We start from the raw sequence: 12,610 nt of genomic DNA on the forward strand, positions 1-12,610 counted from the left end.
CGCGCGGCGGAGCGATCGGCCTGGAGGGCCGATCGCGTCAGAAATCGAAATACGGAAGCCCGCCGCCGGCGATGGTCCGGTGAATGAACATCCCGATCCCGGCGGATCCGGTTCCATAATCGGTCGAGATGCGGAGGAGCTCCTCGCCGGGGAACGCGAGCCCCGACGGCTTCTCGAGCGCGAACAGCATCACCCTGTCGACGAACCGGCGGGCCTCCTCGAGGTAGCGCCCGTCTTCCGTGCGGCGGTGCAGGTCGACGAAGAAGTTGCCGATCCCGGACATCCCGGAGAAGTTCGTGGGGAAGACGGTGTAACCGCCCTCGAGGTGAAGCGCGATCTTCCGCGCCGTCTCCAGGTAGCGAGGGTCGCCCAGCGCCGCGTGGAACCGCAGCGCGACAGTGCCGACGCCGGCGCCGCCGATCCGCCAGTACGGATAGTAGACGTTCTCCTCGATGGATCGTCGGAACACGAGGTGTTCCTTCCCCTCCTGCTGCTCGGCGCTCGCGAGCTCGAAGTCGAGGAGCCCCTTCGCCACCTCGAGGTGCTCCTCCCGCCCGGAGGCCCTGTAGAGCCGCAGCATGAAATAGCCGATGCCGGAGGCCCCGTGCGCGAGGCCGTGATACACGGTGTCCGTGTTCTCGTAACAGTACCCGCCCCTGTCCTCCTTCAGGTTCGGCCTGATGTGGTCGAACGCGTCGACAGCGTTCTTGAGGTACCTCTCGTCGCCGAGCTGCGCGAAGAAGAAGAGGTTGGCGAGGCCCCAGCCCGCGGCGCCGTAGAACATGTCGGCGTTCTCGAAGAGGATCGGCGACCTGGCCGCCAGATCCATGAGCGCCTCTGCCTCCTTGCGCATCCCGAGCTCCAGGAGCGTCCATGCGACGCCGGCGCTGCCAATGTAGAGCCCGGGCGCATAGCTGCCATTGTCGATCTTCGACGCCTCGCCCGCCAGCGCGTCGAGGAACGCCCCGGGGACCTCTCCCCGCGTCCGCTTCAGGAAGAGCGCGATGCCGGACGCGCCATACGCGACGCTCAGCCGGTTCGTCATGAAACGCCGGTAGTCCATCGGCAGATCCAGCGGATCGTCGCCGCTGCCGATCTGCGCCACGATGTGGCTCCCGATCGAATCGACGATCTTCCGTCGGTCGTCGTCGCTCCGGAGCGGCCGGAGCGGCTCGACGGCGGTGACGCGCTCGATGCTGCGCTCGGCCTCCGAGAGCAGCGCGTCCACGCGCTCCGGCTGCTCGCCCACCCCGAGGATCAGCCGCACGAACGCCTCGGGGACGCCGAGCTCCCTCGCGACGTGCGCCAGCATGGGCGCCCGGTGCTGCGGAGAGAGAGAAAAGAAGGGGGTGGGCGGAAACACGAGCTCGCCGAGGATGCGGCTCAGCGCCCTGTAGTCGCCAGCGACAGTCGGCGCCTCACCCATCTTCCGCTCCTCGCCGAAGCCGGCCGTGTGGATCGGGATGATCAGCCCGCCGGCGTCGCGCTCCTGGATGTAAGCCGCCTCGAAATCGATGAACATCACCGTCCGCTCCTCCGGATCGAACAGGATGTTTCGCGGCGAGATGTCCTGGATCACCACCCCTCGCTCATGGATCTTCCGCGCCCCGGCGAGGATCTTCCGCGCGATGTCCAGGAACTCCTCACAGTACCTCCGGATGTCATCGACTGTCGGATCCGTCATGAGCAGGATCGACGACTGCCAGGAGCCGAGGTAGTGCCCGAGGGGCATTCCCTTGACGAGCTCCATGGCGAGGAAGCTGTGCTCCCATTCGTCGAAGAGCTCGATCGGCCGAGGGGTCACGCCGGTGCCTTCCAGGCGCTCGAGGACGCGGTGCTCGTTTCTCAGACAATCGATCGCGTCGTGCGGGATCTTCCTCCCCCGGTTCACGAGCGGCCTGGCCTCCTTGACCACGACCTCCTCGTTCGTCTCCAGATCGAGGCACTTGTAGACGCCGCCCTTGCTCGAGGTGCCCAGCGCCTCGGTCGCCTTGTACCTGCCCTTCAGGACGAGCTCGTCGTCCTCTTCCTCCGTGTCCGGGAACGGATCGCTGACCCCCTCGGGCAGGCCGAAGTAGGGCAGCCGGTAGTCGGGGAGCATCTGGCCGTCCGCGGTCCGGAGCATGGGGATCTGCTCACCGAACACGTTGACCTGGCTCGCCTTCCTGAAGGCGCCGTAGCGGTAGAACAGCACCTTGCTGTCCTTGTAGCGCTTGTCGGACAGGATGTACGGACCCCGGAAGTCCTTCGTGACGTCGTGGACGCGCTCCATCAGCCGCTTGAGCTGGTCGACGTCCGCGGGGTAGATGGTGATGAACTTGCCGCACGCGCCCCGGCCCCAGAACGTCGAGTTGCCGAGGTCGAGGACCCGCTCGTCGACGAGGACCTTGAACGAAGCGCCCTCCTCCACGAGGATGGGCGCCACCGCCGCCAGCATGTCCCGTGCGCTGTCGTGCGTCGTCGACAGGTGGATCTTGAACCCGCCGTCCGGCACCCGCTTCTCCGGCGGGTGGACCTCGCACCATAGCCCCGGGCTCTCTCCGACCGTCCAGCCCTCGGGCACGAGCCCCTTCACCAGGTTCCTGAACTCTGCCCTCTCGGACCTGTAGCTATCCAGGTTCGCGTAGCGCTCCGGGTGAGTGATCGTGAAATCAACGATGCGTTCTCTCGCCCTTCTGTCGATGCCTTGCATGATCCCTCACTGGCCACGGGTCCCGAGGAGACGGCGCGGTCGACGGCGCCCCCGCCCTGGTCGCGAGAGACGACGGCGACCAGGGCGCGTCCACGCGCCGGCGGACGCACCTCGAATCATGAACCCAAAAAGCAGAGGAGCAGAGTCCTCTCCCGAAGGCTCACCCCCGGGAGAGGACTCTGCTCACTCCATACTGCATTCGCTGCAATGGCCCTCTATGAAGGACTAGTTACAGCTCGTGAGGCTCAGCGAGGAGTCCCCGCAGAGCAGCAGGCTGGCATGCGAGCCACCACCGCCGCCACCGCCACCGCCCGTGGTCGTACCCTTCGTCGAAAGCTTCTGGAGCGACAGGATCTTCTTCATAATTGACCTCCTTTGGTCGAGGAGGGGTTCAGCAAGAGCGAGACCAAACCTCGATCGGCGTTGCTGGGGCGTCCGAGAGGATGCCACTGGCGCGTCTTTTTACGACAACATCAGAATATTACCACAGAAGCATAAGCCAGGACCGATGACCGCGAGACAGTTGCAGATCAAGACAGTCGGAGCCCAACACAGCATGATCGAGACTGGCAAAATGTCTCGATCACGCGGTGGCAAAATTGACGGCATGTAGCGCTCTGCCACGAACCCAAGGCTGAGCCCGCATCGCTCTGTCCGTCGCCTCATCGACGTGGTCAGTGGATATCCAGCGCAAGCGGCCTCGACCGAGCGAGGTGGTCAAACCATATCCTGCGAAAGCGGCGTAGCGCCCGACAGGTTGCATGCGGTGTCACGCGAGCGCCGCGGCGCGCGCCCGATCGCGCGGCGCCTGCTAGGCTGAAGGAGGCCAATGCAGCGCTCAGACGAGGGGCGGAGCAGCCCCGGACACCTCCTGCGTCTCCTCCGCCTCGCCCGCCCCGAGCTCGGGAGTCTCGCCCTCGGTACCTTGTTCCTGGCCATCGGCAGCGGGATGAGCCTCCTCCTGCCACAGGTGATCCAGCGGATCATCGACGACGCGCTCGGGCCTGGGAACGCCGCCGGGACGATCGACGGCATGGCGCTCTGGCTCGTGCCCATCATCGCGCTCCAGGCCATCGCGGTGGCGCTCCGGTACGTCCTCTTCACCACCGCCGGCGAGCGCGTTGTCGCCCGGCTGCGCGCGCGCCTGTTCGAGCACGTCCTCCGGCAGGAGATGGCCTTCTTCGATGCTCAAAGGACAGGTGAGCTGACGAGCCGCCTCGCCTCGGACACGACCGTCCTCCAGAACGCCGTCAGCGTGGACATCTCCGCCGGGCTGCGACTTACCGCGTCCGTCATCGGCGGCCTCGGGTTCCTCGTGTACACGTCCCCGCGGCTCACGCTGCTGATGCTGTCGGTGGTCCCCCCCGTGCTGGTGGGCGCCGTGATCTACGGCCGCAAGGTCCGCAAGCTCTCCCGCGCCGTCCAGGACTCGCTCGCGCGCTCCAGCGAGATCGCCGAGGAGGCGCTCTCGGGCATCCGCACCGTCCGCGCGTTCGCCGCCGAGGAGCAGGAGGTGGAGCGCTATGCCGGGCAAGTGGCCAGCTCGTTCGAGCGCGCCAGGACCCGCGTCCGCGCCTCGGGGGCCTTCTCGGGGGTGGTGACGTTCGCGGGCTACGCCGCCACGGGGCTCGTGCTCTGGTACGGCGGCCACCTCGTTGTCACCGGGAGCATGACGCTCGGCAAGCTCACCTCCTTTCTCGTCTACACGCTCCTCGTCGCCTTCTCGCTCGCCGGCCTGAGCGACCTGTGGGCCGCGTTCATGAGGGCGCTCGGCGCCGCCGAGCGCGTCTTCGATCTGCTCGACCGGACGCCGGCCATGCCGCTCTCGGGCGGCCTCGAGCCGCCGTACGTCCAGGGGAAGCTGGAGCTCCATCGGGTGCGGTTCAGCTATCCGGCGCGCAGGGACGTGCCTGTCCTCAAGGGGATCGATCTCTCCGTACGTCCCGGAGAGGTCATCGCGCTGGTCGGGTCGTCCGGCGCCGGCAAATCGACGATCGCCTCGCTGCTCCTGCGGCTCTACGATCCCGACGAGGGGCGCATCCTCCTCGACGGGCGCGACCTCCGCGCGCTGTCGCCGAGCTGGCTCCGCCGGCAGATCGGCATCGTCGCGCAGGAGCCCATCCTGTTCGCCACGAGCGTCGCCGACAACATCCGTTATGGCCGGGAGGGCGCCTCGGACGAGGAGGTCGAGGCCGCCGCGCGCGCGGCGAACGCGCACGATTTCATCCAGCGGTTCCCGGAGGGCTATCGCACGCTCGTGGGCGAGCGCGGGGTGCAGCTCTCCGGCGGGCAGAAGCAGCGCGTGGCCATCGCCCGCGCCGTGCTCAAGGCCCCTCGCCTGCTCGTGCTCGACGAGGCGACGAGCGCGCTCGACACGGAGAGCGAGCACCTCGTGAAGGCGGCGCTCGACACGCTCATGAAGGGCCGCACGACGCTGATCATCGCCCACCGGCTCTCGACGGTGATGGGCGCCGACCGCGTGCTCGTCATGGATGGCGGCACGATCGTGCAGAGCGGGGCCCACGCGGCGCTCGTCGCGCAGGACGGGCTGTATCGACGGCTGGTCGAGCGGCAGTTCGTCAGCGCGTGATTCCCCGGGAGGGCCCCTGCAGAGGGATGGACGATCACGCTTCGTCCGAGCGCCGTTTCACTTCGCGCCGCCTCGCCGCCCGGCGAGCACCTGCTGCAGCGTGGCGGCGATCACGGGCTTCGTCAGGTGCAGGTCGAAGCCGGCTCGCGCCGATCGCGCCTGATCCTCGGGCCCACCGTAGCCCGAGAGCGCCACCAGGTAGAGCGCCTCGCCGCCCGGCGCGGCGCGCGCGCGGCGGGCGACCTCGTGGCCGTCGATGCCGGGCAGGCCGACGTCCACGAACGCCACGTCGGGGCGCAGCGCCAGGAGCTTCGCCACGCCGTCCAGCCCGTCCGCCGCCACCGCCACCTCGTGCCCCAGGGCCTCGAGGAACTCCCGCAGCATCCGGCGCACGTCCGCCGCGTCCTCCACGACGAGCACCCGGCGCCGCGCGGCCGCCTCCGCGCGCGGCTCCTCCCGCGCCGCGGGCGGCGGCTCCCCCCGCGCCGCGATCGGCGCCGCAGCCCCGCCGAGCGGCAGGCGCACAGTGAACTCGCTGCCCCGCCCCGGCCCGGCGCTCGCCGCGACAACGCTGCCGCCGTGCATCTCCACGAGCCGCCGCACCAGCGTGAGCCCGAGCCCCAGCCCGCCCGTGCTCCTGTCGATGGTCTGGTCGACCTGCGTGAACAGCTCGAACACCCGCTCCAGCATCGCCGCCGGGATGCCGCGCCCCGTGTCGCGCACCCGCAGCACGGCCTGCGGCGCGCCGCCCGCCGCCTCGCGCGTCAGGCGCACCGAGATCGCGCCCCCCGGCGGCGTGTACTTCGCAGCGTTCGTCAGCAGGTTCGTCACCACCTGCTCCAGCCGCGTGGCGTCCGCGCGGACGCCGAAATCCCCCACCTCCACCGAGAGCGAGAGCGCGTGCTGCCGCGCCTGCACGGCCGGCCGCGCCGCGGCGACGGCGTTCTGCACCAGCGCCGCGAGATCGACGTCGTCCAGGCGCAGCTCCACCGTGCCGCGCGTGATGCGCGACACGTCGAGCAGATCGTCCACCAGCCGCACGAGGTGGCCCATCTGCCGCCGCGCGATCTCCCGGTAGCGCGCCGACTCGGGCCCCTGGCCCTCCACGTCGTCGAGCAGCGTCAACGACAGGCTGATGGAGGCCATGGGGTTGCGGAGCTCGTGCGCGAGCATCGCGAGGAACTCGTCCTTGCGCTGGTCGGCGAGCTTCAGCGCCTCCACGAGCGCCTCCACGCGCCGGCGGGCGATCACCTGATCGGTCACCTCGAAGGCGAACACGAAGACGCCCTCGACCGCCCCGTCGCGGTCGCGCATCGGCTGGTACACGAAGTTGAAGAACACCTCCTCCGTCGCGCCGGTCCCCTGGCGGTCGAGCCGCACGAAGAACTCCTTCCCGACGACGGGCTCGCCGGTGCGCATCACGCTGTCCAGGAGCTCCCAGACGCGCTGGCCCTCGAGCTCGGGCAGGGCGACCCGGATCGGCTTGCCCACGAGCGCGCGCCCGCCGACGAGCTGCCTGTAGAGCGGATTGACCACCTCGAGGACGAGATCCGGCCCGCGCAGGATCGCGATCGGCCCCGGCGCCTGCATGAACAGGTCGTTCAGGTACTGGCGCTGCCCGTCGGCCTCGCGCCGGCGCCGCGCGAGCTCCACGTGGATGCGGACCCGCGCGAGGAGCTCCTTCGCGGAGAACGGCTTCACGAGGAAGTCGTCGGCGCCGGCCTCGAGGCTGTCGACGCGCTCCTCCTCGCCCGCGCGCGCGGACAGCATCACCACCGCCACGCCGCGGGTGCGCTCGTCGGCGCGCAGCGCCCTCAGCAGGCCGAAGCCGTCGAGCCTGGGCATCATCACGTCGGTGAGCACGAGGTCCGGGGCGCTGGCGCGCGCGCTCTCCAGCGCGGCGAGGCCGTCGGACACGGCCTCCACCGCCCACCCCTCCGCGACGAGCAGCCGCCGCACGTACTCGCGCATGTCCGCGTTGTCGTCCGCCACGAGCAGGTGCCCCGACAGCTTCACGGCCGGGCCCTCCGCCGCCGCCGGCATCGCGCCCGGCGGCGGCGGCGCGGAGCGCGCCTCCGCGCCGCGGAGCCACTGCGCGGCCTCGTCGAGGAAGGGCGCCGCGCCGCGCCCCGCCTCGGCCGGCGGCGCGGCCGCCTCGACGTGGTCCTCGGGCAGGTGCGCCTTCCCGAGCGGGATGGAGACCGAGAAGCGGCTCCCCTCGCCGACGCGGCTCTCCACGGCCACGCTGCCGCCGTGGAGCTTCGCCAGCTCCTGCACGAGGGCCAGGCCGATCCCGCTGCCCTCGTAGCTCCGGCCCCTGGCCCCCTCGACGCGGTGGAACCGCTCGAACAGGTGCGGCAGCTCCGCCTGCGGGATGCCGGTGCCTGTGTCCGCGACCGACAGGACGGCCGAGCCATCGACCGCCTCGACGCAGACCCGGACGCCGCCAGCGAAGGTGAACTTGAAGGCGTTCGAGACAAGGTTGAGCACGATCTTCTCCCAGAGCTCCCTGTCGACGTAGGCGGGCTCGGGGAGCGGCGGGCAATCGACAGAGAGGGAGAGGCCGGCCCGCTCGAGGAGCGAGCGGAACGAGCTCGCCAGGTCCGCGGTGAACGCGCCGAGGTCGGTGGGCCGGTAGCAGGCCCGGATGCGACCCGCCTCGATGCGCGAGAAGTCGAGCAGCGTGTTGACGAGCCGGAGGAGCCGCAGGCTGTTGCGGTGGACGATCGCGAGCCGCTCGCGCTGCCGCGGGGGCAAGGGCTGCTCCGCGTCGCGGAGGCTGTCCTCCACGGGCCCGAGGATCAGCGTCAGCGGCGTGCGGAACTCGTGGCTGACGTTGCTGAAGAACGCTGTCTTGGCGCTGTCGAGCTCGGCGAGCGCGAGGAGCCTGCGCTTCTCCTCCTCGCTGGCGCGGGCGTTCTGGAGCGCCGTCGCGCTGTGCGCGGCGACGAGCCGCAGGAAGCTGCGGTAGTCGTCGTCCAGCACCAGCCGGGGGCTGACGCCCGCGACGAGGAACCCGGCCGGCCCCCCGCCCCCGACGCGGGGGAGCGGCAGCACCACGGCCCGCCGCGCGGCGTCCGGCCACGGCCCGCCCGGGAGGGCGCGCGCCGACAGCGCCGACAGCGCCGACAGGTCCACGTCGACCTCCTCGCGCAGCGCGCGGTGGAGCGGCCACACCGCGCCCGCCGCCGGATCGAGGCTCACCGCCGCCGGCGCCGCGGCGTGGCCCGGGTCGAGCCCGGCGCTCGCGGCGAGGGACGCCCGCGCGCCGTCCTGCTCGACGAGGTAGAGCAGGGCGAAGGGCAGGTCGCGCCCCGCCTGCGCGACGGTCTCCATCATCACGCGGCAGGCGTCGTCGACGTTCTTGGCGTCGGCCGCCCGCGCCCCGAGCTCCCCGAGCAGCTGCAGCCGCCGCTGTCCGAGGATGTGCCCGGTGCTCTCGGAGCACGCGACGAAGACGCCAGCGACAGCGCCCCTCTCGTCCCGGATGGGGCTATATCCGTAGTTGAAGTAGCACTCCTCCAGGAAGCCATTCCGATCGAGGATGAGCAGGCCATCGCGGATGTACGTGGCCCCTCCCGAGAAGACCTTCTCGATCATTGGCTCGATGACGTCCCAGATCTCCTTCCAGCACACGCGCCCCGCCTGCCCCATGGCGGCCGGGTGCTTCCTGGAGCCCAGGATCGGGCGGTAGCCGTCGTTGTAGAACTGGATCAGCTCCCGGCCCCACCACAGGAACATCGGGTGCTCGGACGAGAGCAGGATCGACAGCGCGGTGCGCAGCGACTGGGGCCACGCCTCGACGGGGCCGAGCGCCGACCGCGACCAGTCGATCGAGCGCATGAGCGCCCCCATCTCCCCGCCGCCCGAGAGCGCGGCGCCGGCCGGATCCAGCCCGCTCCCGGCGCTCGCCGCCTCGGCCGGGCTCATGCCGATCTCCGCTCCTCGACCCCGTCGAGATCCCCCCCGTGCTGCCTCGCCATGCGACGCCCGCTTGTACCACACCCCCGGTCCGGCGGGCATCCAGCGCCGCCGCGCGTCGGGTGGAGTTCCGGAGGTTTGATGAGCTCGTTGGATGGCGCCCTGAGCGAGCTCGCCACCACCGCGCCGCGCCTCGCGGCGCTCACTGCCGCGAGGTGAACCGGAGCGGCAGGGCGATCGGGCCGCGGACCGTGAGCGTGCGGTTGTAGCGGACCTCTCCAGGGGCGCGCTCGACCCGCTGGAACCGCGCGATCACCGCCTCCAGCGCCACCCTGGCTTCCATGCGGGCCAGCGCCGCGCCGATGCAGAAGTGGATACCGTGTCCGAAGTTGAGCCCTCCCTGCGAGCCGCGGTGCAGGTCGAACCGATCCGGATCCTTGAACTTCGCCTCGTCCCGGTTAGCGGAGGCCACGATCGGGATCACCAGCGCGCCGCGCGGGATGGTCACCCCGGACAGCGCGACGTCCGCTGTGGCGATGCGCGGGAGCGTCTGGACCGGGCCGTCATAGCGGAGCATCTCCTCGACGAACAGGGCTGTCAGGCCGGGCTCGGCGTGCAGCCGATCCATCATGTCCGGGTGGTCGGTGAGGAACAGGAGCGAGTTGCTGAGCAGGTGCGTCGTGGTCTCCAGCCCGCCGATCAGGAGCGTGACGAGGAACTCGACGATCTCGGCGTCCGTCAGCCGCTGTCCGTCGAGCTCGGCGCGGACGAGATCGCTCACCGTGTCGTCCACGGGCGCGCGGCGCCGCTGCTCGATGACATCCATGAGGTATCCGGTCAGCTCCGCGATGGTCTTCCGCACGCGCTCGGCTTCCTCCGGGCTCGGGACCTCGGGCGTGATCGCGACGAACTCGTCGGCCCACCGCTTGAAATGGGCGTGGAGCGCGTGATCGAGCCCGAGGATCTCGCCGATGGCATACGCCGGCAGCGGGTGCGCGAACGCCTCGACGAAGTCGGCCTCCTCCACGAGCCGGTTCGTGAGATCGGCGGCGACGGCGCGGAGGCGCGGCTCGATGCGGGCCACGGTGGCGGCCCCGAACGCGCGGTGGATCAAGCCGCGCAGCCGCGTGTGCGACGGCGGGTCCATGGCGAGCAGCGAGTTGGCGAACGGGTTGTAACCCACCCAGGGCGGTTGCCACGCCACCTTGAAGCCCTCGGACGAGAAGAGCCCCGGGTTCTTCATCACGAAGAGCACGTCCTCGTGCCGAGTGACTGCCCACATCCCGCCTGGCTCGACCTGGCAAACCGGGCTCACCCGCCGCATCTCGGCGAAATAAGGGTACGGATTCGCACGGAGCTCTGGGGCCAACACATTGACAGGGAAATTCATCGCGGCTGCCTCCCGGTTCATCGCGCGAGCGAGGCACGCACCGGCGCCCCCGCCGGGAGGAGGATCCTCTCGGCGCGCCTCGACGTAAGCCCCGACGCCAAGGTAGAAACCACACGCTCTCACAAAATGCGTCCTGCGCGCAAGAGCTCGCTCGATCGGCGGTGCCGTCGCTGACGTCCCACAGCGCCGTCTCGCAACCCCGGGCGGGTCGCCTCGTCGCTTTTCCCGGGGAAGCTTGACAGGGCGGGCGAGCGGGAGAGTACGATATGCACCCACGATGAGCGGGAGGGGTATGCAGAGGTGGGGCGCAGCGCAGGGCGCTCCACCCCGAGACGGCGTCAGCAGCCCTGAGGCCGGGCGACGCCGAGCGGACGTCACGAGCTCACGTGGTCACACCCCGGAAGCGGAACGAGCCAAGGAACCGAGAACCCCATGAAACTCTACGCCCACCCCTTCTCTTCTTACTGTCAAAAGGTCCTGATCGCGCTTTACGAGAACAAGATCCAGTTCGAGCTCCGCATGCTCGGGCCGGACGACCCGGAGGCGGCGGTCGAGCACGAGACGCTGTGGCCGCTCAGGCGCATGCCCCTGCTCCTCGATGGCGGCCGCACGGTGGCGGAGGCGAGCATCATCGTCGAGTACCTCGATCTCCACCATCCCGGGCCCGTCCGGATGGTCCCGGAGGACCGGCGGGCCGCGCTCGATGTACGGATGATGGACCGCATCTTCGACAACTACATCATGACGCCGATGCAGAAGCTCGTGGCCGACGGCATCCGCGCCGCGGAGGACCGCGATCGTCAGGGGGTCGGCGAGGCGCGGCAGCTGCTCGACACGGCCTATCGCTGGCTCGACAGCGCGATGGCGGGGCGAGCGTGGGCCGTGGGCGACGCCTTCAGCCTCGCGGACTGCGCGGCCGGGCCTGCGCTGTTCTATGCCGACTGGGCCCACCCGATCAGCGAGGTCTTCACCAACGTCCGCGCGTACCGGCAACGGCTCCTCGCGCGCCCCTCCTTCGCGCGCGCGATCGACGAGGCGCGCCCCTATCGCCCGCTGTTCCCGCTGGGCGCCCCGGATCGCGACTGACCTGATCGAGGCCGGCCCGCCGGCGCGCGGCTCGCCTTGGCGGCCGCCCGAGGATCAGACCGGCGCTGCGTCCGACGTCCGGCGGAGCCACTCGACCGCGTCGTGGCGCGCCTCGAACACCCCGAAGTGCTTGCCGCCGCGCTCCTCGGCCACCAGCTCCCCGAACCGGCTGCTGAAGCTGACGCTGCCCGGCGGGCACACGACGGCGAGCCGGATCCAGTAGTTCCTTAGCTTCTGCAGGATCGCCCCGGCCTCTCCCGAGCTGAGGTCGAAGAAGGCCGCCGTCAGGTTCGGCGCGTGGAGGAGGGCGCCGCTCACGCCGCCCGAGAAACACGCCTCGAGCACGCGGTCGACGTCGTGAACGCTCGCCATGAGCCGCTGATCCGGCGCGCCTTCAACGAACTGCACGCCCCCCTCGTCGATCACCGTCAAATCCATCGCTCCCCTCGCTGACCGCCCGAGCGCCGCCTGCCTGGCATCGGGCTCCGCTGCGCCCGCGCCCAGGCTAACGCCGGGAGACGGCCGCTGTACAGACCTCGCGCGAGGGCCGGACGAGGCGCTGGTGTCTGTCGGCCTCTTGTCACCGCGGCTCACCGCGGCCGACTCGCGGGCTCCTGCCGCAGCACGCCGCGCTGGCGATGGATATCGAACCGGACAGCGACGGAGTCCCGGTCCCGCGAGCAGCCTCCGTCGGCCATGCCTTCAACGCCGCCACCTGCGCGAGACTCCGAGCGTCCGCTCCTCCGATGTGGCTGCCGGCTGTTCAGCTCGAGCAAAAGATTCCTTCGGAAATCCACCCCGATCGGCGTGGCCATTTTGTTCGACGGGATCGCCAGGAGAGCGGCGCCGCGCGCGCCATTCTGTGGCAGAATAGCGCGCATGCTGATTCGCGTTGTGGGGAAAGGAACGTTCTTGTTTGCGCTGCTCTTTG

The 12,610-nt window shown here is 70.3% G+C and carries 8 protein-coding genes; 3 read left to right on the forward strand and 5 right to left on the reverse strand.

The window, feature by feature from the left end:
* Window positions 1-37: 37 nt before the first annotated feature.
* Both lanKC and WMF42_RS26460 read right to left on the reverse strand, forming a co-directional pair.
* Complete coding sequence (lanKC, locus tag WMF42_RS26455; protein WP_437685519.1) at window positions 38-2,692, reverse strand: class III lanthionine synthetase LanKC; 2,655 nt, start codon at window positions 2,690-2,692, stop codon at window positions 38-40.
* Window positions 2,693-2,917: 225 nt separating this feature from the next.
* Window positions 2,918-3,055 (reverse strand): SapB/AmfS family lanthipeptide, encoded by a 138-nt coding sequence (locus WMF42_RS26460; protein ID WP_061614254.1) that lies wholly within the window; start codon window positions 3,053-3,055, stop codon window positions 2,918-2,920.
* 466 nt (window positions 3,056-3,521) lie between these two features.
* Here WMF42_RS26460 and WMF42_RS26465 point away from each other — a divergent pair, with 466 nt between their 5' ends.
* Entirely contained in the window at window positions 3,522-5,282 is a 1,761-nt protein-coding gene (locus WMF42_RS26465) for an ABC transporter ATP-binding protein (RefSeq protein ID WP_437685521.1), read from the forward strand.
* A gap of 57 nt (window positions 5,283-5,339) precedes the next feature.
* On the opposite strand, the gene WMF42_RS26470 is transcribed toward WMF42_RS26465, so the two are convergent.
* Entirely contained in the window at window positions 5,340-8,621 is a 3,282-nt protein-coding gene (locus tag WMF42_RS26470) for an ATP-binding protein (protein WP_437685523.1), read from the reverse strand.
* A gap of 223 nt (window positions 8,622-8,844) precedes the next feature.
* Here WMF42_RS26470 and WMF42_RS26475 point away from each other — a divergent pair, with 223 nt between their 5' ends.
* Window positions 8,845-8,976 carry a hypothetical protein gene (locus WMF42_RS26475; RefSeq protein WP_437685525.1) on the forward strand — a complete coding sequence of 44 codons (132 nt, stop codon included), beginning with the start codon at window positions 8,845-8,847 and terminating at the stop codon, window positions 8,974-8,976.
* Between the two features lie 429 nt (window positions 8,977-9,405).
* Here WMF42_RS26475 and WMF42_RS26480 read toward each other — a convergent pair whose 3' ends face one another.
* Window positions 9,406-10,485, reverse strand: a complete 1,080-nt coding sequence (locus WMF42_RS26480; RefSeq protein ID WP_081426275.1) for a cytochrome P450 — start codon at window positions 10,483-10,485, stop codon at window positions 9,406-9,408.
* A 540-nt stretch (window positions 10,486-11,025) separates the two neighbouring features.
* Between WMF42_RS26480 and WMF42_RS26485 the strand changes: the two genes are divergently transcribed.
* Complete coding sequence (locus WMF42_RS26485; RefSeq protein WP_061606817.1) at window positions 11,026-11,679, forward strand: glutathione S-transferase family protein; 654 nt, start codon at window positions 11,026-11,028, stop codon at window positions 11,677-11,679.
* Between the two features lie 54 nt (window positions 11,680-11,733).
* On the opposite strand, the gene WMF42_RS26490 is transcribed toward WMF42_RS26485, so the two are convergent.
* Entirely contained in the window at window positions 11,734-12,117 is a 384-nt protein-coding gene (locus WMF42_RS26490; RefSeq protein ID WP_437685527.1) for a DUF4180 domain-containing protein, read from the reverse strand.
* Between the last annotated feature and the right edge of the window lie 493 nt (window positions 12,118-12,610).

Origin of the sequence: Sorangium sp. So ce176 (genome assembly GCF_051519835.1) — a bacterium.
Lineage (GTDB): Bacteria > Myxococcota_A > Polyangia > Polyangiales > Polyangiaceae > Sorangium > Sorangium cellulosum_G.